13 protein-coding genes are annotated in these 21,179 nt (G+C 69.0%); 5 read left to right on the top strand and 8 right to left on the bottom strand.

The genetic code is table 11. From position 1 onward, the window contains the following. Positions 1-11: 11 nt before the first annotated feature. Positions 12-2,384, bottom strand: coding sequence for a PAS domain S-box protein (locus tag ACSBP4_RS07380; RefSeq protein WP_435551791.1), 2,373 nt, complete (start codon positions 2,382-2,384; stop codon positions 12-14). Between the two features lie 266 nt (positions 2,385-2,650). Between ACSBP4_RS07380 and carB the strand changes: the two genes are divergently transcribed. After that, positions 2,651-5,827 carry a carbamoyl-phosphate synthase large subunit gene (carB, locus tag ACSBP4_RS07375; RefSeq protein WP_435551790.1) on the top strand — a complete coding sequence of 1,059 codons (3,177 nt, stop codon included), beginning with the start codon at positions 2,651-2,653 and terminating at the stop codon, positions 5,825-5,827. Positions 5,828-5,846: 19 nt separating this feature from the next. Here carB and ACSBP4_RS07370 read toward each other — a convergent pair whose 3' ends face one another. Beyond that, a complete protein-coding gene (locus ACSBP4_RS07370; protein WP_435551789.1) occupies positions 5,847-6,647 on the bottom strand; it encodes an alpha/beta fold hydrolase in 801 nt (266 codons plus the stop codon). A gap of 91 nt (positions 6,648-6,738) precedes the next feature. After that, the gene (locus tag ACSBP4_RS07365; protein ID WP_435551788.1) at positions 6,739-8,409 is read right to left on the bottom strand and encodes a hypothetical protein; all 1,671 of its coding nucleotides are present in this window, start codon (positions 8,407-8,409) and stop codon (positions 6,739-6,741) included. A 212-nt stretch (positions 8,410-8,621) separates the two neighbouring features. Between ACSBP4_RS07365 and ACSBP4_RS07360 the strand changes: the two genes are divergently transcribed. Further along, the gene (locus tag ACSBP4_RS07360) at positions 8,622-9,398 is read left to right on the top strand and encodes an ABC transporter ATP-binding protein (RefSeq protein WP_006647790.1); all 777 of its coding nucleotides are present in this window, start codon (positions 8,622-8,624) and stop codon (positions 9,396-9,398) included. A gap of 152 nt (positions 9,399-9,550) precedes the next feature. Next, positions 9,551-9,793 carry a hypothetical protein gene (locus ACSBP4_RS07355; RefSeq protein ID WP_435551787.1) on the top strand — a complete coding sequence of 81 codons (243 nt, stop codon included), beginning with the start codon at positions 9,551-9,553 and terminating at the stop codon, positions 9,791-9,793. A gap of 61 nt (positions 9,794-9,854) precedes the next feature. On the opposite strand, the gene ACSBP4_RS07350 is transcribed toward ACSBP4_RS07355, so the two are convergent. Next, positions 9,855-10,226 (bottom strand): cupin domain-containing protein, encoded by a 372-nt coding sequence (locus ACSBP4_RS07350; protein ID WP_006647788.1) that lies wholly within the window; start codon positions 10,224-10,226, stop codon positions 9,855-9,857. Between the two features lie 192 nt (positions 10,227-10,418). On the opposite strand from ACSBP4_RS07350, the gene folP reads away from it, so the two are divergent. Continuing rightward, entirely contained in the window at positions 10,419-12,953 is a 2,535-nt protein-coding gene (gene folP / locus ACSBP4_RS07345) for a dihydropteroate synthase (RefSeq protein ID WP_435551786.1), read from the top strand. A gap of 27 nt (positions 12,954-12,980) precedes the next feature. Here folP and ACSBP4_RS07340 read toward each other — a convergent pair whose 3' ends face one another. From ACSBP4_RS07340 to ACSBP4_RS07330, 3 genes are read right to left on the bottom strand one after another with little or no spacing between them, the layout of a single operon-like run. Further along, positions 12,981-16,739, bottom strand: coding sequence for a UvrD-helicase domain-containing protein (locus tag ACSBP4_RS07340; RefSeq protein ID WP_435551785.1), 3,759 nt, complete (start codon positions 16,737-16,739; stop codon positions 12,981-12,983). Further along, a complete protein-coding gene (locus tag ACSBP4_RS07335; protein WP_435551784.1) occupies positions 16,732-17,760 on the bottom strand; it encodes a hypothetical protein in 1,029 nt (342 codons plus the stop codon). The genes ACSBP4_RS07340 and ACSBP4_RS07335 overlap by 8 nt, the downstream gene beginning before the upstream one ends. Further along, positions 17,753-19,972: a hypothetical protein gene (locus ACSBP4_RS07330; RefSeq protein ID WP_435551783.1), complete on the bottom strand. Its 2,220-nt coding sequence runs from the start codon at positions 19,970-19,972 to the stop codon at positions 17,753-17,755. The genes ACSBP4_RS07335 and ACSBP4_RS07330 overlap by 8 nt, the downstream gene beginning before the upstream one ends. A 141-nt stretch (positions 19,973-20,113) precedes the next feature. On the opposite strand from ACSBP4_RS07330, the gene ACSBP4_RS07325 reads away from it, so the two are divergent. Continuing rightward, the gene (locus ACSBP4_RS07325; RefSeq protein ID WP_006180811.1) at positions 20,114-20,518 is read left to right on the top strand and encodes a CBS domain-containing protein; all 405 of its coding nucleotides are present in this window, start codon (positions 20,114-20,116) and stop codon (positions 20,516-20,518) included. A gap of 159 nt (positions 20,519-20,677) precedes the next feature. Here the strand turns inward: ACSBP4_RS07325 and ACSBP4_RS07320 are convergent, their stop codons facing one another. Beyond that, complete coding sequence (locus ACSBP4_RS07320) at positions 20,678-21,037, bottom strand: hypothetical protein (protein ID WP_049965868.1); 360 nt, start codon at positions 21,035-21,037, stop codon at positions 20,678-20,680. Positions 21,038-21,179 lie beyond the last annotated feature (142 nt).

Raw genomic sequence — 21,179 nt, 5'->3', positions numbered from 1 at the left:
CGCCTTGGCGTCTACTCCTCGAACGAAACGGCCAGCCGGAGCCCGCCCGCGTCGCTTTCCTCGACCGCGATCGACCAGCCGTGGGCCTCGATCGCCTCGGAGACGATCGCCAGCCCGAAGCCGGTCCCCTCCGGATCGGTACTGTAGCCGGACTCGAGGATGTCCGTACGTTCGGCTGGCGGGACGCCGGGACCGTCGTCGGCGATCGCGAACCCGTCGGCAGTCCGCTCGACCGTGACCGTCACGTCCTCGCCGACGTGTTCGCGGGCGTTGCGGAAGGCGTTCTCGAAGCAGACGAGCAGCCGCTCCGGATCGGCCTCGACCGTCGGGAGCGAGTCCGCGTGGACGAGGTCGAGGTCGGGATCGACGGTCCGGTGTGCCCGCTCGACGATCTCGTCGAGATCGACCGCGTCCGTCTCCGTCAGGTGCTGGCCGCTCCGGGCCAGTGTGAGAACGTTCTCGATGAGCGTGTTCATCCGCTCGAGCGCCCAGTCGATCTCCTCGCGGTAGCGTTCGCCCTCGCTATCGACGTGGGCCTCGAGGTTCTCGAGGTGGCCCGCCGCGAGGGTCAGCGGGTTCCGCAGGTCGTGGGAGACGGTGCTGGCGAAGGCGTCCAGGCGATCGTTCTGGCGCTCGAGTTCGGCCGTCCGCGCGGCGAGTTCGGCCTCGCGATGGGCCCGCTCGAGGGCGGCCTCGACGTTGGCCGCGAGGATGCGCGCGAGGGTGACCGTCTCGGCGTCGAAATCGTTGGGCGTCGTCGAACCGGCGATGAAGATCCCCGCGTCGCCCAGCGGGATGTGGATCTCGCTCCGCATCGACGTCTCGGGGTTGCGAACGTTATCGGCACGGCGGACGTCGCCGTGGACGAGCGTTTCCCCGGCCGTGAAGGCGTCCCAGGCGATGCTGTCGGGGCCGAGTGCTGGCACCGTCCCGAGCAACTCTTCGGTCCGGTTGGTCGTCGCCGCCGGAACGAGGACGCCGTGTTCGTCCCGTCGTTCGCTGGGGCGGCCGGTCCCTGCGCTCGCGTCGGTAGCCGACGTGGACCGGATCGTCGGCCGCTCCTCGTACAGGTGGACGGCGTTGAGTTCGAGCGACAGCGCGTCGCGGGCGATCTCGGTCGCGACGCGAGCGACCTCGTCGGTGCGTTCGGCCGCCATCAGGCGACGGGTACCCTCGTGGAGGCGGTGGATGCGTCGCTCGCGTTCCTTGCGATCGCTGATGTCGCGGATCACGCCGACGCTGCCGGTGAACGTCCCGTCTTCGTCGACCAGCGGCGCGACGTTGTTCTCGACGAGCAACGGGTCGCCGTCGACGGGCTCGAACTGCATCTCGTAGGTCTCCCACGTCCGATCCTCGTCGGCAAGGATCTCACGGAGGGTCGCTTTCGCCCGTTCGACGTCCTCGTCGGGCATGTAGGCGCTCGGGTGATCCCCGACGAGGTCGGCACGCGTTGTTCCGAGGACGGCTGCCATCGCTTCGTTGACCATCTCGATCCGCCCGTCCGCGTCGAGGACGAACATCGGATCGCCGACGGTATCGACGAGCGTTCGGTACCGCTCGAGGTCACGCTCCCGGCGCTTCTGTGCGGCGATGTCGGTGTAGATCGCATACTCGTGGATCTCGTCGCCGAGATCGACGGCGAACACGCGAAGCAGGAACTCCCGGGGCCCCTCCGCCGTCACCCGCTCGTCGATGGTGGTCACGCTCCCGCCGGGACCCCTTTCCCCGTAGGCGTCGATCGGCTCCGAGCCGTCGGGGACGAGCCGATCCTCGATCGTCGTTCCAACCAGCGTCTCCCGGTCGTACCCGAACATCTCCTCGAACGCCGGATTGACATCGAGAATTCGATTGCCGTCGTCACGAACCGTCAACACGACCGGATCGGGGATGTTCTCGAACAGCGAGCGAAACCGGCCCCGCTCGGTTTCGACGGCCCCGTCCGACCGGGGATCGATCGCCGTCTCGTCGCGTCCCGCCTCCTCGACGGCCCGTCGGATCTGTGCGAGCAATCGCTCGAGTGAATCCTCGCGACCTCTCGGAACGTAGCCGGCCAGTCCGGCCCCGATGGCGTCGCTCGCGAGCAGTTCGTCGCCGTCGCCGGTGTAGAGGACGAACGGGACGGGCGGCTCCTCGCCGGCCGTGACCCGGTCGTACAGCGTCACCGCGCTCGTCCCGCCGAGGTCGCGTTCGGTGACGACACAGGTGCGATCGGACGCCCCTGCGAGCGCGTCGCGGAGCGCGGTCGGCGTCGCAACGGGGACGACCGTGAGTGTGTTCGCTGCCGACTCGAGGGCGTCGACCGTCCGCTGTCGGCGTTCGGTGGATGGATCGGCGTAGATAACGGTCGTCGGTCGAGAGAACTGATCCGAGCCGGGCCTAACCATCTGATTGCTCCGAAGCAAGGAAACGGGCCGTGATAAGAAATTCGGCCGACATATGTGGGTATGACCGCCGATAACGGGAACGGCACGGGGGATCGAATTACGCACGTAATTCATGCTTAACCGGCGGAGATCGGTCGTCGAAACCCGAAACCGGTGTCTCCGGTACCCGTCCGACGCCGTGGGTTCGAATTTCGAAAATCGATTTCGAGATTCGTACTGTATCGTGGGGCTTATTACGATGTGCGAACTCCGATTCGACAAGACAAATGAGTACGGACACCGCCACCGACGCCGAGACGGGCGACGGCCGCACGATCCTGTTGATCGGCAGCGGCCCGATCCAGATCGGACAGGCCGCCGAATTCGACTACTCGGGCGCACAGGCCTGCCGGGCGCTCCAGGAAGAGGGCGCTCGCGTCGTCCTCGTCAACTCGAATCCGGCGACGATCATGACCGACCCGGAGATGGCCGACGAAGTCTACATCGAGCCGATCACCACCGACGCCATCGCCGAGATCATCCGCAAGGAAAACCCCGACGGCGTCATCGCCGGGCTGGGCGGCCAGACCGGTCTGAACGTCACCGCCGAACTCGCCGAGGAGGGCGTCTTAGAGGAGTACGACGTCGAGATCATGGGGACGCCGCTGGATACGATCTACGCGACCGAAGACCGCGACCTCTTCCGCCAGCGCATGGAGAAGATCGGCCAGCCGGTCCCCGCCTCGACGACCATCTCGCTCGAGGAGGGCGAAGAGGTCTCGGAGATGACCGAGGAGGGCCTGAAAGAACGCGTGCAGGCCGCCGTCGACGAGGTCGGCGGGCTGCCGGTCATCGCCCGCACGACCTACACGCTGGGGGGCTCCGGCTCCGGCGTCGTCCACGAGATGGACGAACTGCTGCGCCGCGTCCGCAAGGGCCTGCGCCTCTCCCGGAACAGCGAGGTCCTCATCACCGAGTCCATCGCCGGCTGGGTCGAGTACGAGTACGAAGTGATGCGCGACGCCGACGACTCCTGTATCATCATCTGTAATATGGAGAACATCGACCCGATGGGCATCCACACCGGGGAGTCGACGGTCGTCACGCCGTCCCAGATCGTCCCCGACGAGGGCCACCAGGAGATGCGCTCGGCGGCGCTCGACGTCATCCGCGAACTCGGTATCCAAGGTGGGTGTAACATCCAGTTCGCCTGGCACGACGACGGTACCCCCGGCGGCGAGTATCGCGTCGTCGAGGTCAACCCCCGTGTCTCCCGTTCCTCCGCACTCGCGTCGAAGGCGACCGGCTACCCGATCGCCCGCGTCACCGCGAAGGTCGCCCTGGGCAAGCGCCTCCATGAAATCGACAACGAGATCACCGGCGAAACGACGGCGGCGTTCGAGCCCGCGATCGACTACGTCGTCACCAAGGTGCCACGGTGGCCCAAAGACAAGTTCGACGACGTCGACTTCGAGCTGACGACGGCGATGAAGTCGACTGGCGAGGCGATGGCCATCGGCCGCAGCTTCGAGGAGAGCCTCCTGAAGGCGCTTCGCTCCTCGGAGTACGAACCCGACGTCGACTGGGCCGAGGTCAGCGACGCGGAACTCGAGGAACAGTACCTCGAACGGCCGTCGCCCGACCGCCCCTACGCCATGTTCGAGGCGTTCGAACGCGGCTACACCGTCGACGAGGTCGTCGACCTGACGGGCATCTTCGAGTGGTACACCGAACGCTACAAGAACATCGCCGACTCGACGCTGGCGGCCCAGGAGGGCGACTTCACCGAGGCCGCCATCGCCGGCCACACCAACGCGACGATCGCCTCGGCCGCCGGTGCGGACATCGATACCGTCGAAACCGAGGTCCCCGGCCGCACCTACAAACAGGTCGACACCTGCGCCGGCGAGTTCGAGGCCGAGACGCCGTACTACTACTCCGCGCGCAAGTCCGAGTTCGAGTCCGGCCCGCTGCTGGGCGACGCCGCCGCGGGCGAACTCGAGGTCGATCGCGACATCGAGAGCGTGATCGTCGTCGGCGGCGGCCCGATCCGCATCGGACAGGGCGTCGAGTTCGACTACTGTTCGGTCCACGCCGTCCGCGCCCTGCGCGAACTCGGCATCGACGCCTACGTCGTCAACAACAACCCCGAGACGGTCTCGACCGACTACGACACCTCCGACGGGCTGTTCTTCGAGCCCATCACCGCCGAAGAGGTCGCCGACGTCGCCGAGGCGACCGGTGCCGACGGCGTGATGGTCCAGTTCGGCGGCCAGACCTCCGTCAACATCGGCGAACCCCTCGAGGACGAACTCAACCGTCGCGATCTCGACTGCGAGGTCATGGGCACCTCCGTCGAGGCGATGGACCTCGCGGAGGACCGCGACCGCTTCAACCTCCTGATGGAGGAGATGGGTATCTCCCAGCCCGACGGTGGCACCGCCTTCTCGGAGGAGGAGGCGCTGGAACTGGCCCACGACATCGGCTACCCCGTCCTCGTGCGCCCCTCCTACGTGCTGGGCGGCCGCGCGATGGATGTCGTCTACAACGACGACGAACTCGAGACCTACATCGAGGAGGCGGTCCGTGTCGCACCCGACAAGCCGATCCTCGTGGACGACTTCCTCGAGGACGCGGTCGAACTCGACGTCGACGCCGTCTCGGACGGCCGCAACGCCATCATCGGCGGCATCATGGAACACGTCGAGAGCGCCGGGGTCCACTCCGGCGACTCCGCGTGTATGATCCCGCCCCGCTCGCTCGAGGAAGACACGCTCGAGCGCGTCCGCGAGGTCACCGAGGACATCGCCGAGGCGCTCAAGACCAAAGGCCTGCTGAACGTCCAGCTCGCGGTTCGTGACGGCGAAGTCTACGTGCTGGAAGCGAACCCGCGCTCCTCGCGTACCGTGCCCTTCGTCTCGAAGGCGACCGGCGTCCCGATCGCCAAACTCGCCGCGAAGGTCATGGCCGGCGAGACGCTCTCGAGCCTCGAGGCCGACGAGCAGATCCCCGAACACACCTCGATCAAGGAGGTCGTCCTGCCGTTCGACCGCCTGCCGGGCTCGGACCCGCGTCTCGGCCCGGAGATGAAATCCACCGGCGAGGTCATGGGCACGGCAAGCGACTTCGGCACGGCCTACTGGAAGTCCCAGCAGGCGGCCGGCAACGCCGTCAGCGAGGGGACCGCCGTCGTCGACTTAGACGTCGACGGCTTCGAGACCCACTTCGACGTCGCCGAGTTCGACGACGTGCCCGCGGCCATCCGCGAGGGCGACGTCGACTTCGTCGTCAGCCGCGATCGCGACTCGCTCGAGATGGCCGTCGAGGAGGAGATCCCCTACCTCTCGACGGTCGCCAGCGCCGAGGCCTACGTCGAAGCGCTCGACGAGTTCGATGGGGACCTCGAGGTCGCGTCGGTCACCGAGCGGCCGAAGCGCACCGCGAAGTGGGGCGTGTCGGAGTAAGACCGCTCGCCGACGGCGTCTATTCTCGAAGCCGTTCCGCCGTTTCGCCGGTACAGGCGAGTATCAACCGCGCCGCCTCGTCGGGGGCGTCCCAGTGGGGGTAGTGCCCGGCGTCCTCGAACCAGTACACCCGCGCGTTGGGGAACCGCTCCGCGGCTCGTTTCGCCTGCCGTGGGAGCGTGACGCGGTCCTTGCGCCCCCAGCCGAGGACGACCGGTCCCGGCGTGTCGTCGGCGCCCGGTTGGCCGGGTCCGAAGGCCAACCCAGACAGGAGTTCGTCGAACGACGGCGAGTCCGCGAAGGTCCGCATCTCCGTGAGCGCCACGTCGGGAGGCAACGCCCAGGGTCGCGCCGAGAGCTGGGCCAACAGGGCGGTGCGACCCGCGGCGCTGTTCATCAGTCGCCCCATCACGGGCTGGAGCAACCGAACGAGCCGGATCGACGGGGCCAGCGTCGCGTAGAAGAAGTACCGCTCCCAGCCCTCCCAGAACCCGCCGGGGTCGAGCGCGACCGTCGCGCCGATATCGCCCCGCCGCGCCAGTTCGAGGACGAGCCGCCCGCCCATCGAGTTGCCGACGGCGTCGACCCCCTCGAGGTCGTTCGCCGTCAGGAACGAGCCGACGGCGTCGGCGAGCGTGTCGACGGACGATTCGCCGGGCAGCGGCGGCGTCTCGCCGTGGCCGGGGAGGTCGACGGCGATCACCTCGCGCTCGGCGGCCAGCGACTCGAGGATCGGCGTCCACGTTCTCCAGCTCCCGCCCAGCCCGTGAACGAGCAGTAACGGCTCGCCGCTCCCGCGGCGCACGGTATTCATTCGCATGCGCTCCCCATGTGCGCCGACCGTGTAGAACCCCTGCATGATGGCAGATTACGGACACCGGCGCGGTGACACGACGGAGAGCGGGAATCGGCTACTCGAAGTCGTACCAGTCGAACCGCTCGACGCCGTAGCGGTAGGAAAGCGGCGGTGCGAGCAGGCCGGCGACCAGCACGATCCAGGCCCCGATCGTGATCGCGCGGGCCGAGACCTCGACATCGGGCAGCGGCGTCCACGCGGCCGCGGCCCGGAGCAGGCCGGCGATCGTCTCGGGGGCCTCGAGGTAGAGGACGGCGGCCGCGATCGCCGGCAGCGCGATCGCCAGCGTGTAGACGAGGAACGCGGTCTTGCTCGGCATCACCGCCTCGCGGTTGTTGGTCACGCTGACGCTGCCAAACCGGGGGAACGCCGAGCCGATCCCCGACGCCAGCGCCGGCGTGGCGATCGCCCCGACGACGGTCCCGGCGACGAGGACGCCGGTCCGCTCGAGCGAGAGGGGACTGACGACCCCGAGGACGAGCGGAACGACCACCGCGAACGGGACGGCGACGAGGGCAGCGGCGACGATCCGGCCGCGGATCGCCTGCCGGCCGGTGAGCGTCGACGTGACGACGGCGGGTAGGGCCGGGCCGAGGTCGCCGAGCGGATTGAGCGTGAACAGCGCCCCGGCCGCCCAGACGACGTACAGACAGAACAGCGCGACCATGAACGACGGGACGGTCCCGGACTCGATGATCTGCTGGACGAACCCGATGGCACCGAGCAGCGGGTAGCCGACGTACGCGAGTCGGATCGGCGAGCGTTTCGTCCGTCGGATCGCCGTCACGGCTACGGTTCGGACCGGCCGTGTGAGGACACCCGAGAGGGCACCCGTGAGCCGGTCGTCGCCCCGTTCGACGGTCGGGTCGGGCTCGTCCTCGGTTCGGGCCGCATCGGCGAACCAGTGGGTCCGTGCGCCGGCCGTCCCGACGACGAGGGCGACACCGACGACGAGCAGCGAGCCGACCGCCGCACCACCGATCGCGACCATCGACGAATCGATGATGGGGACGCCGACCAATAGCAAATGGCCGGGCCAGCCCAGCGGGCTGGCCTGCAGGTGCCGAAAGAGTGTCGCCGCGATCTCGTTGATCCCCCCGGTCATGATCACACCGAAGTACGCGACCCAGAAGGCGGCAAACAGCAGCGTCCGGTACTTGGCGATCGGTTCGTAGGCGGTGATCAGGTGACGAACCCAGACGCCGACGGCGAACCCGACCGGGACGGCGGTCGCGATGATCACCACTAGGAAAAGCGGCGCGACTAGGACGGGTACTACAGTTCCCGCACCGGAGGCAAACGCCGCGGCGAACACCACCGCCGGCAGCAGTACCCAGGTCAGAAAACGGGCGATCTCCGCACCGACGAGGCCGACGACGGCGTTGCGGACCGACGTCGACAACAGGAGAAAGGCCGGCTTATCGACGTCAGCGGTCGTCGTGACCGCCCGCATGACGCCCATGACGACCAGAAACAGCCAGAGGAGCGCCGTTCCACCGGTGACAAACTCCGTGATCGTTGTGGTGCCGGACGCCGACAGCGAGCCGGCGGCGGCACGTTCGCCCAATTCCGGCAGGAAGAGGACACCGACTGCCGTAATCGGGCCGAGCGCGATCAGCAGGGCGATCGCGATCAGAAACAACCGCGTCCGGTTGCCCGCGATAGCGCGAGCGGTCCGCCGGAACTCCGTTTCGGTAATCGTACGGGCGATAGCGGCTTGTCCCATCAGCGATCACCTCGAGTCGATCGCAGCGTGCGGGGATGGACAGGGCTCATAGTCGGGCCTGCGTAACGCATTCAGTAAAATATTCGGTTTTTGTCATCACTGCGGCGTCGCTCGGTCGGCCGAATCGGCTCCGACTCGAGGCGGTCGCCCGTGGCCGTTGACGGCCGACACTTATGACACACATTTAACTATAGCGGTACGAAAAGACGCCTATGAGCCCTGTCGACGCCCTCGCTATCGAAACCGATGGCCTGACGAAACGGTACGGCAACACGACGGCGGTCGACGATCTGACGATGCAAGTCGAGCGCGGGACTGTCTATGGCTTTCTCGGCCCCAACGGCGCGGGGAAGACGACCACGATGCGGATACTGACGACGCTGACGAAGCCGACCGCAGGAACGGCGAGCGTCGCCGGCCACTCGATCGTCGACCGCGAGTCGGTCACTCCCCACATCGGCTACCTGCCCGAGGAGCCGCCGGTCTACGACGAACTCACCGGCCGGGAACAGCTCGAGTACGCCGCCGGGCTGCGCGATCTGCCCGACGACGAGGCCAGCGAGCGCATCGAGTCGCTGCTCGAGCGGTTCGACCTGCTCGACGACGCGAACAAGCGCATCGAGGACTATTCGAAGGGGATGCGCCAGAAGGTCGGCGTCATCCAGGCGGTATTGCACGAGCCCGACGTCGCCTTCCTCGACGAGCCGACGAGCGGGCTCGACCCCCGCGCGGCCCGAACGATGCGCGACACCATCGCCGACCTCGCCGACCACGAGATGACCATCTTCCTCTCGACGCACATCCTCCCGGTCGTCGACGAGCTGGCCGATACGATCGGCGTCCTCCACGACGGCGAACTCGTCGCCGAGGACGACCCCGAACGGCTCAAGACCCGCGCCGAAACCGGCGACGCCCGCAGTCTCGAGGACGCCTTCCTCGAGATCACCCGCGATCATGACGAGACGGCGGCCGAGCCCCGCGCCGAGTGACCGGCCGTTCGACCCCCCGATCCCTCGAGACGGCTTTTCGCGCCGAAACCGCGTTAGATGCACGGAAAGACTCGTATCGGCGAGCTACGGCGTTCGATTCCCCATAGTTTTTAGTAAGTCGCGATCGTACGCTCGTCCGGAGGTGAGAATCGATGGTAGGGAGAGACATCACTGGCCTCGATACGGTTGCTCGCATCGCCGACCGCCTCTCGACGATCGACCGATACGATTGCCTGCTCGGACTGATTCCGACGGCGCTGACGGTCGCGGCGCTCGTCGGACAGGTCCTCGATCTCCCCACCGAGGCGGCCCTCCTCGGTGGCGTTGCCATCGCCTTACTGGCCCTGCTCGATGGACTGTTCTTCCGCCCGCCGACCGGGCTGCAGGGCGCGTGAACCGTCCGTCGCCGCCTCGAGTCCGGACCGGAGTCGAGTCGCCGTCACGACGACGGCCGCGCTACGGATCGAAGACGCCGCGTCGCAACCCCTCGCGGACGGGGTCGTGTTCGGCGTCGGTCGGCGGCGGGCTCGTGACCAGCAGGGCCTCGAGCCGTTCGTCCTCGCTCGCTCGAATTCCCCGGTCGACGTCGGCTTCCACGACGACGATGTCGTCGGGTTCGACCGCGTGTTCGGTCTCGCCCTCGCGGACGACGCCCGTGCCCGACCGGACACAGATCGTCACGTCGCTGCCCGGCGCGTGGACCGGGATGAACTGTCCGGGCTCGAAGTAGCCACAGACGACCTTGATCCGGTCGTTTTTGAACACCGGCTGTGCGCTGAACTGGTCCTCGTCGTACGCCCGTTCGGCGTCGAAATCGGTTGCTGGCATGGCTGAATTGTCGACGGATCTAGGTCCGCCTAATTCCGTACCGGAGGAGAGACGGGCCGACGGGGTCGGTCTTCCCCCGAACATATTGGCCCGTCCTGGGGAGCGCACGGGCAGCCGGGAACGGCCGCCTCGAGGCGACGCGAGCGGTCCGCGAACGGAATACTCTAAAACGACCGGGTGCTGTGGTTTCGTATGGAGTATCACGAGGCGGCGGACTTCTTATTCGATCTGCGTCGGTTCCGCCCGAAGCCGGGCACCGAGTCGACGGCCCGGCTACTCGCCCACCTCGGGACCCCCCACGACGACGTCGACTGCGTCCAGATCGCCGGCTCCAACGGGAAGGGAAGCACGGCCCGAATGGTCGAGCGCACGCTGCGGGAGGCCGGCTACTCCGTCGGCCTCTACACCTCGCCACACCTCGAGGACCTCCGCGAACGCGTCCGTATCGACGGCCGGAAGATGCCCCGGTCGGCCGTCTGCGAGTTCGTCGAAACCGCTCGCGAGTACGTGACGACCCGCGGTGCCGACGGCGAGTCGCCGACCTTCTTCGAGACGATGACCGCCATGGCGCTGTGGCAGTTCGGCCGCGAGGACGTCGACGTCGCCGTCCTCGAGGTCGGTATCGGCGGCAAGTACGACGCCACCAGCGTCGTCGATCCGGTCGCCAGCGCGGTCACGAGCGTTACGCTGGAACACACGGGGATCCTCGGCGACACCGTCACGGAGATCGCCCGCGACAAGGCCCACGTCGCGCCGAGCGAGGCCCCGCTCGTGACCGGCACGACCGGGGACGCGCTCGCGGCGGTCCGCGAGGTCGCCGGCGACGTGGTCACCGTCGGCCCCTCACCCGCGGGGGAGTCGGACCCCACCGCGCCGGACGTCCACGTCGCCTACGACGGCCGGACCAACCACACCGAAGCCGCCGTCTCGATCGACGCCGACGACTGGGGTCTCGAGACCGAAATTCCGCTGCTGGGCGAGCATCAGGCCGTCAACGCCGGTATCGCGGCCGCCCTCTCCCGTCAGATCGGTGACGTCTCCGAAACCGACCTCGCCCGCGGCCTGCGCAGCGCCCACTGGCCGGGCCGGTTCGAGGTGATGGACACCGAGCCGCTGGTTGTCCTCGACGGCGCGCACAACCCCGGTGCCTGCGAGGGGCTCGCGACGACGCTCGAGACGTACGACTACGACGACCTCCACCTCGTCTTCGGTGCGATGCACGACAAGGACCACCGCGAGATGGCCGCCGCCCTGCCGACGCCGGACTCGGTCGTGACGACCGAGCCGACGCTGGACCGGGCCGAGGAGCCGGCGGTCCTCGCCGAGGCGTTCGCCGACGCCGGTGCCGGCCGCGTCCGGACCGAGGCTGCCGTTCAGGACGCGCTGGCGACCGCGCTGGCCGACGCCGACGCCGACGACTGCGTCCTCGTGACCGGCTCGCTGTTCGCGGTCGCGGAGGCCCGCTCCCGGTGGACTCGCACCGACGTCCCCAAACGGATTCGGGACCGCTCGGACGCCCGCGACGCCCTCGCGGAGGCCAACGTCGCGGCGGGCGACGTCGAGCGACTGGACGGCGACGCCGTCCACCGGGTCGTCAGGACGGCCCTGCGGGACCGACAGGCGTCGGTCCTCAAGGAGGAACTGCTACGGCTGGGCGGCGAGTGTGCCCTGTCGGGCCTCGAGCGCGACGACGAGGCCGTCGACGCCGTCCTGATGGGAACCGTGGCCCAGTTCGAGTCCCTCGTCGAGGCCCTCGAGGCCCGCTCGCGACCCCACGGGCTGGCCGACGTGGCCCGCGAACTGCGGGCGAGCCTCGAGATCGACGCCGACGACGAGTCCGGTGCCGGAGCGGGGGCTCGGTCCGCCGACCGGCCGCGATCGGTCCCCAGCGCCGACGGCGCGAGTCCGTACCCCTGGGCCGACCGGACGGCCGTCATGGGCATCCTGAACGTCACGCCCGACAGCTTCCACGACGGCGGCGAGTACGACGCCCTCGAGGACGCCGTCGCCCGCGCCGAAACGATGGTCGCGAACGACGTCGATATCATCGACATCGGCGGCGAGTCGACCCGCCCCGGTGCGGACCCCGTGTCGGTCGACGAGGAACTCGAGCGCGTGGTGCCCGTCATCGAGCGGATCGCCGATCTCGACGCGCAGATATCCGTCGACACGCGCCGTGCGGAGGTCGCCGACGCCGCGCTCGAGGCCGGGGCGGACATCGTCAACGACGTGTCGGGGCTCGAGGACCCCGAGATGCGGTTCGTCGCCGCCGACCACGACGCGGGGCTAGTCGTGATGCACAGCATCGACGCGCCGGTCGTCCCCGACCGCGACGTCGACTACGACGACGTGGTCGCGGACGTGATCGACCAACTCTCCGAGCGCGTGTTGCTCGCCGAAAAGGCCGGCCTCGACCGCGAGCAGATCATCGTCGATCCCGGCATCGGCTTCGGCAAGTCCGCCGCCGAGAACTTCGAACTCCTCGACCGGATCGACGAATTCCGGGCGCTTGGCTGTCCCGTCCTCTTCGGGCACTCCCACAAGTCCATGTTCGCCAAAGTCGGTCGCGAGGGCGGCGAGCGACTCGAGGCGACCGTCGCGGCGACGGCGCTCGCGGCGGATCGCGGGGCCGACATCGTCCGGGTCCACGACGTAACCGAGAACGTCGCCGCGGTCCGGACGGCGCTGGCCGCGCACGATCCGGAACGGTTCGACTGGCGGTCGTAGGAGCTACTTTTTCCGCCCGTCCGAGCCTCAGTCGTCGTCCGAAACACCCGTATCCGGCGTCCACTCGTCCGGTCCACAGCCCAGCGACCGGTGCGGACAGTGTCGGCAGTGGTCGCCCGGTGTCGTCTCCGTGAACGAGGGCTCGTCGACCGCCGCGAGCGTCTCGAGGACCGACTCCCAGGCCGGCAGTTCGTCGGGGCCGAACAGGTCGACGCGGGGGTCGTCGATGTCGCCGACGTAGACGTAGCCGACCGCGGCGATCGGGTCGTCGAACCGCTGCTTGCAGGCCCGCAGATATAGTGCCAACTGGACGGCGTCCGCGGGCGCGATCCGCTCGGCGGTGGCCTTGTAGTCCAGCACGGCCAGCCCGCCGTCGGGGAGCCGACGGACCGAGTCGACGTAGCCGACCACGTCCCCGCTCACGTCCGCGACGTCCTCGAGCGAAAACGGGAGTTCCGCGGCCAGGGGTTCCCAGTCGGCGACCGGCCGGTCGTATGCGGGCGCAGTCGCCGCGAAGTACCGATCGATGCAGGCGAGGACGGGCTCGCGGTGTTCGAGCAGGTCCCGCGCGGTGAGCTGGCGGACGGCGGCCTCGCGCCAGGCCTCGCGGCCGTCGTACTCGCGGTGGAACGCCTCCTCGGCGACGTCGTGGAAGACGGTGCCGACGAGCCGAGAGGCCGCGTCGTCGGTTTCCGTCGCGGTCCCCTCCGTGTCGTCTACTGTCCTGTCCGCCGGCTCCGCCGTCGCCGGCGGATCGTCGAACGCCCGAACGACGTGATCGAGATAGTGCTTTCGCGGACAGGTCTCGTGGGTGTCCATCGCGGAGTAGCTGTGTCGCATCGCGACGGGCAGTTCGGCCGCAGTCCCGAGCGTCTCGACGGGGAAGCGGACGGTGTCGGTCGTCAGCGCCGACGGGCGGCGGCCGCTCGGTACCACCTGGCCGTCCGCGTCCGCCTCGAGGCCGCCGTGGCTCGCGGCGTCGGCGGCGGGCAGCAGCGAGCCGTCCCGGAGCTGTCGGCCCAGTCGGTGGACCGTCTCGATCGCCTCGCGGGTCTCGAGGGGTTCGATGGGGCGGTCGCCGTAGCCGGCGTAGTAGGTGATCGTGCCGGGGGTCTCGCCGGCCGAGGCGGCGATCTCGTCGGTGCGGTCGACCACGGTTTCGGGGTAGGTCTCTCGGACCTGCTCGACGCTCTCGGTCAGCGACGTCCAGAGGTCCATCCGCCGGCCGGTCACCGACCACGCGATCTCGTCGGCCAGACAGGCGTCGGCGGTCTCGGCCGCGAGCCCGTCGGCCGGGTCGTACTCGTACTCGGCCCCGAAGAGAAACAGGTGGTTGGCCGCGCGGGTGAGTGCGACGTGGAGGACCCGCCACTCCTCGGCGACCGAGTCGGCGGCCAGATCGGCCGTCAGCGGCGAGTCGACGTCGTCATCGAGCGTCGCCGCCAGCAGGCGGTCCCGGGCGCGGTCGGCGTAGTCGCCCTCGACGCACCACTCCTCGTCCGAGAGGTAGGGGACGAGGACGGTGTCGAACTCCAGTCCCTTGGCCTGATGGACCGTCATCACGTCGACGCAGTCCGCCGAGTGGCTCCCCCGGGTACGGTCGCCCCCGCCGCTTCGCAGCGTCGCCGCGAGCGCGTCCACGAACTCCCCCGAGAGCGACTGGACGACCCCATCGGATTCGTAGGCCTCGACGAACCGCTCGATGCGGTCGAACTCCGATCGCTCCTCGCCCGTACAGAACCACTCGAGCCGGGTCAGGTCCCTGAACCGCCGCACGAACCCCGACAGCGGATAGACGTCGCGGTACTCCTCGAGGATCGCGAGGTGGTCTCGGACCGTCTCGAGTCGGTCGGGTGCCTCGAGATCGAGCGCCGATGGCTCGGCGGCGGTCACGGCGTCGTACAGCGAGCCGTCCCGTCGCTGGAGCGTCGCCAGATCGCTCTCGGAGAACCGGTACCGATAGAGTAACACGCGCCGGAGGTGGGCGTCCGCGCCCGGGTCGACCAGCACCCGGAGGTACGACAGCGCCGTCTGCAGGCCGGGCGAGACCTCGCCCCGCGGCGAGCCCGACACTTCGTAGGGGATTCGCAGCGACCGGAGTTCGTCGGCCACCGCCTGCGCGTGGCGGTTCGTCCGGACGATGACCGCGAGATCGCCCAGCGATCGCTGCGGGACGTTTTCCGCCTCGCCGTTGAGGAGCCGCGAGACCGTCGTCGCGACCTGTTCCGGCGTCGACTGGGGAATCTCGTCGCTCTCGATTTTGACGACGCGATCCGGCGGGTCGGCCTCGTCGTAGGTCCCCTCGGTCCGGCCGTGTTCGCGCAGCGTCTTCGAGGACTGGTGGGCGTAGTCACAGGCGTTGGTCAGCGCGAGGATCTCCTGGCGCGAGCGGAAGTTGAGTTCGAGTTCGATCCCGCGGTGGTCGGCCGCGGTCGTCGCCAGGCGGTCGAGCCCCTCGCGGTCGGTGCCGCGCCAGCCGTAGATGGCCTGGTCCTTGTCGCCGATCGCGAGCAGGTCCGGCCGGTCGGGGCCGTCGGTGAGTTCGGTCAGTAACGAAAACTGGGTCGCGTCGGTATCTTGGAACTCGTCACAGTAGACCTGCGTCCACTGGCCGGTGATCGCCGGGGCGACGGCGTCATCGTCCAGCAGGTCCGTCGCCGTCCGCACCAGTTCGTCGAAGTCCAGCGCCCGCTCGGCCTCGAGGTGGTCGTGGTAGTCCGCGTAGACGTCGGTGTAGTGGCGGGCCAGCCGGAGGAACTCGACGTAGTGTTTAAGCCGGCCGAAGGGGGTTTGCTCGAGCCGTTCCGTGGTCGACCCCCAGATCTCGTTGCCGAACAGCGCCCGCGGGAGGTGTTTCGTGGTCGGCTCCGCGAGGTCGAGCGCCTCGATCGCGTTCGTCACGCAGGTCTGGAGCGCCCGCAGATAGCCGTCGATGTCCCGAACCACGTCCTCCGCCCGGAAGGCGTCCGGCGCTTCGGCGATCTTCTCGCGGCAGTACTCGATGAGCTTGCCGTAGTCGACCAGCGACTCGCGGGCGGTCTCGAGGTGGGCCTCGTCGTTGAACCACCGCAGCGCCTCGTTGTCGAAGGACAGCTCCGCGTCGGCGGTCCGCTCGAGCCAGAGGACGAACTCGTTGCACAACTCGAGGGTCCGGACCGCCGGCAGCGCCGACCGGAGCCGCTCGGGGGTGATCCCCTCCCGACTCATCGCGGCGATAAAGTCGTCGACCGCGTCGGCGAGATCGGCCGTCCCCTCGTCCGGGCGGGCCGAGGCGGCCGCGAAGTCGTAGTCGTTGCTCGCGAGCAGGCGGCCGACGATCCGGCGGCGCTTGCGCTCAGTGACGACCTCGAAGTCGGGCGCATAGCCGAGGTAGTAGGCGTACTCGCGGACGAGCCGGTAACAGAACGAGTGGTAGGTGTAGACGTCGATCGCCGCGGCGGCGTCGGGTGAGAGCCGCTCGGCGACCGCGTCGCGGATGCTCGCGGCGGCCTCGTTGGCGAAGGTCAACACGAGGACGTCCTCGGGGTCGACGTCGCCGCGCTCGATGGCGCGTTCGATCCGCAACAGCATGGTCGTCGTCTTTCCGGTGCCAGCCCCCGCGTCGACGGAGGTACAGGCCGCGTCGCTCTCGATGACCGCCCGCTGGTTGCCCTTGGGGTCGACGCCGGCCGCGAACGCGTGGCCGGGCGCGTCGCCGGCGTCGGCTCGGCTCGTTCCGCGGTCGGCCCCGGCCTTGAGCCCGTCCGTCAGATCGCGGTCGGGGCCGCTGCTGCGGTCCTCAGCCATCGAATCCCACCTCCCGGGCGATGTAGTCCTGACAACAGACGGTGTACTCACACGTCGGGCAGGCGTGGTCCTCGATCGCCGCCCACCGCGCCGTGGGGTCGTACGGCCCCGAAACCAGCTCGGTGGCGACCGCCGCGAGGCGGTCGTCGACGGTCTCGTTGCGATGCTCGTGGGTCATCCCGAAGGTGTGGTGATCGACGTAGCCGTCGGTCAGGTCGACGATCTCGAGGCTCGTCTCGACGTCGTCGCGGACCCAGTTTACCGCCGTCCCCGACCGATCGGCGAGTGGAATCTGCACGTAGCGACAGGTCCGATCGCCCAGTCCGAGCCGGTCGCGGAGCCCGCGGAGGCCGTCGAGGACGACGGCCGTCTCGAGGAGCGCGCCGACGGGAGCAGGGTCGAACGCGGCCGACTCGGGGTCGAAGTGGTCGGTAAAGAGGGCAGCGACGTCGCCCTCCCAGTCCGATCGGTATCGGAGGAGGCCAAGCGGCGCGACCGTCGGTACGAACCGGACGCCGACGAGCGACGAGCCGTCGACGGTGACGTAGTCGACCGTCGCGTCGATCCGTACCGCGTCGGTCTCGAGACTCGGCTCGGACAGTTCAAGCGTACTCGAGAGCGGGAGCCCCGGTCCGACGAGTTCGCCACCGATCGCTTCGGCCTCGAGTCGCTCGATCCCCGCGGCGTGGTCGATGCCGACGGCCTCGACGTACGCGGCGGCCGTCGCCTCGAGGACGCGCCGCTCGTGGCGGCGCTGGGTCGCCGAATGAAAGCGCTCGTCGTGGTCGGCCCACAGCGTCGCCAGCCGGTCCGCGGCGATCGACTCGAGGGCCTCGCGGTCCGCATCGGCGCTCCGGAGCGCGTCACAGAGGGCGGTCCGCAGCAAGTCGACCCGGTCGTCGCCGGCCGCCGGCTCGCCCTCGAGTTCGTGGACGTGGGCGAACTCGTACTGGCGGGGACAGCGGAGGCCGGTCCGGAGCCCCTCGACGGAGAGCGTGGGAACGGCGTCGGCGTCACTCATTCCGGACCACCTCGCCCGCGGCGAATTCGAACTGCGACCGGACCGCCTCGGCGAGTTCCGTGTCGATATCGCCGTCGTCGAGGACGACCGCGATCTCCTCGAACAGCGTCTCGGTCTCGCCGAGGTCGGCCTCACCCCCCGTACTCGCCTCCCGGAGGAGCCGCTCGAGTTCACCCCGCGGCTGGGAAAGCAGCGCCTCGACGGCGTCGGTCTCGCCGTGGATCGCCGCCCCGGCCGTCGCGTCGACGGACTCGAGGGCGAGCCCGCGCGTCGCGTCGATCAGTTGCAAGTACCGCGACTCGTCGTGGGTCCGGCGCAGGCCGCCCGACCCCCGCTCGTAGGAACACAGATAGAGGGCGCGTTCGGCGGCTCGAGCCCCGAGTGCGAGCCGGCGTCGGGACCGCTGTGCGTGGTAGGTCTCGAAGCGGTCGCCGACGCCGTCGGCGTCGACGGTGGCGAAGGTGTCGGCGATGGCGTCGACCGACGGGTCGGTGACCGCGGGGTAGCTCGGCATCGATCGGAGCCACGCCCCGGGGAACAGCTGGGTGAGAAACTGCTCGCCCGGATAGGTCTCGTCGGTCAGATCGAGCAGGAACACTGCCCGCCGCGAGTCGTATTTGAGGTCGCCGACGGCACAGACGGTAACGCCGCCGGTCGGCGGCCGCGTCTCGACCGAATGCACGTACGGCGCGTCGTACTGGATCGTCCGCCGGAGCATCCGGCGCAGTCCCTGCCAGTCCGGCCCCACGAGGTCCGTCTCCTCGACGAACGCGGCGATCTCGAGAACCCGGCGGACACCCTCGTAGCCCTCGCGGGCGTCGACCCACGCTTCCTCGCGGGCGATCCGCCCTTTGAGGTCCGTCCGCCGGATCCAGCGCTCGAGCGAACGCCGGACGCTCGAGCCGGCGGTCTCGGCGAGCAAATCAGGCGAGAACGCCGGCACCCGGGCCCGGAGCCGATCCAACGACGTAGTCAGGGAATCGGGCCGGTCCCGGTCGGGGTCGACGGGATCGGCGTCGGCCCGCTCGAGTGCGTCGCCGTCCCGTTCCCGCTCGCACTGACAGGTAACGACCGCGTAGAGTTCGTTGACGGCGGGGTCTTCGGCCAGCGAGGGAGTGCCGATCGTCGCCGTCGGGACGCCGGCCTCGCGGAGCCGCCGTCTGGTCTCGGGAACGCGCTCGATCCGCGGGACGGCGACGGCGAACTCGTCGAACGGCCAGCCGTGGCGGTCGCGCAACGACTGGATCTCGGTAGCGACCGCCCGGACCTGTTCACGAGCGGTCTCGGTCCGGAGCCGTCGGGCCCGACCGACCGGCTCCGACTCCGCGCTCCCCGGCACCTCGCCGGTCGCGAGGAACCGCGTGATCGCCCGGTGTGGCGGCCCGTCGGCGTTCGGTCTCGGGGGCTCGAGCGACTCGACCTCGAGGCCGGCTTCGGTCGCGATGTCGGCGACTCTTCCGGGCTCGACCCGCGTCCGTTCGACGCTGGCGTGGCGTTCACCGAGACAGACGAGATCGGCGTCCGCCGACAGCGCGGCGAGATAGTGGCGGTCGAGCCGGCGGTACTCCTCGAACTCGATGGCCAACACGGCGTCGAAGGCGGCCGTCACGCGGGATCGCAGGCCGTCCGCGTCGGCCTCGAGCAGGTCGACCGCCCGCGGGATCACGTCCGCCCGCTCGACGTAGCCCCGCGCGGCGAGTTCGTCGTGGAATCGGTCGTTCATCGCGTAGAGGAAAGCCAGACAGTCGTGAGGGTCGTCGAGATTGGCGAGCCTGATCCGCTGGCGGGTCGCCTCGAGCAGGAACTGGCCCACGTCGCGGGAAAACCCCTCGTGGTCGGCGGCGCGCTCGAGGTAGTCGGGGACGGAGCGGCTCGCGCCGTCGATCACCAGCGAGATGAGTTCGATGCGTTCCTCGTACTCGAGGCGGTCGAGGGTCGGGTCGTACGCCTCGATGGTCTTGGAGGCGTGTTCCGGCAGCGACTCGACGCGGGGCGAGCGGGGGCCATCGGCGCGCTCGAGGGGCGCATCGGCCAGCGCCTCGGTCAGCGATGCCAGGCCCGCCGGATGCCGTTTCAGCACCAGCACGTTCCGCGGGCCGTGATCGGCGGCGAGGGCGGCGTACTCGTCGGCGGCGGCCGCGAGGAGAGCGTCGCTGGGCGCGGGTTCGGGGAGGAGTTTGCACGTTCCCTCGAGGGTTGGCGAGGACGGCATGACACGTCACCCTGTATGGCCGATTTCGTATTTAAATGTGCGCCACTCACCCGTCCGGTCGCTCGGAGACGGCTCGGCCCCCCCTCCGTCCGCCTTCCGCAGTCCGACAATTCTTATATTGTCTACCGAATACCGTACGGTATGGAAGACATTTTCGTCGCGCGAGTCATGTCAACGGATGTCTATACGGTCGCGCCGGATACGCTCGTCGAGGACGCCGCGGGCGAGATGCTCGACAACGGAATCGGGTCGGTCGTCGTCGTCGACGACGACAACCGGCTCGAGGGGATCCTGACGACGACGGACTTCGTTCGGATCGTCGCCGAGCGAAAGCCCAAGGACCGGACCCCGGTTTCGACCTACATGAGTACGGACGTCGTCACTGTCGGGGCACAGGACAGCATCCGCGACGCCGCCGACGTGATGGTCGAACGCGGCTTCCACCATATCCCCGTCGTCGACGAGGACGAGGGCGTCATCGGAATGGTCACGACATCGGACTTGGCCGGCTACATCTCGCGGGTACAGGAGCCGAGTCCCGAGTAGCCCCCCGGTTCGGGCTCCGACGGACTCTCCGGTCGTCGCTCCCGATGCGTCGCTCCGGCGTACAGCTTTTCATACCACTCGTAGCCGTCATTCGCCGACCAGTCATACGACTGCCGGTCGGCGGTCCATGCCCGACGGGCGAGCCGAGTCCCGTGTCCGTTACGACGAGTCGACCTCGTCCCCGGGCGCGTCGCCCTCGGTCATCCAGCGGACGACCTCGCCCAGACGTTCCCGCAACCGCCGCGCCTCCGTCGGCGTCAGCTCGACGTCCGCGTGGCCGGTCGCGTGGTCCCCCGCCATCGCGTCGATGCTCAGCACGACTCGGTGGCGGTCCTCCGCTTCGGGCCGCACCGAGATATCGGCCCGCTCGGGATACTCCCGCGGCGGCCCCATCTCGAGGTCGAGTTCGCCCCGCGTGACGCCGATCCGGACCCGCTCGGCGTCCTCGAGGTCGAACGAGTCCGTCCGCGCCTCCTCGGTCGCCGGCGGTTCGTCAGTGTGTGTCTCGTTCTCTCCCATGTCCTGGGGTTGACCGTCCGTCCCCTTGGCTGTACGCCCGGTCGTCACTCCGAAAGTTGCGCCACGAAGGACCGACGGCGACGACGGCATCGTGAACGGGCAGGCCCGAGACCGACAGCCGGTACGACCCGCCGCTGTGGCT

The organism is Natrinema sp. CGMCC1.2065 (genome assembly GCF_051225675.1).
In the GTDB taxonomy this organism is placed as follows: domain Archaea; phylum Halobacteriota; class Halobacteria; order Halobacteriales; family Natrialbaceae; genus Natrinema; species Natrinema thermotolerans.
This window is presented reverse-complemented; position numbering and strand designations above follow the sequence as displayed.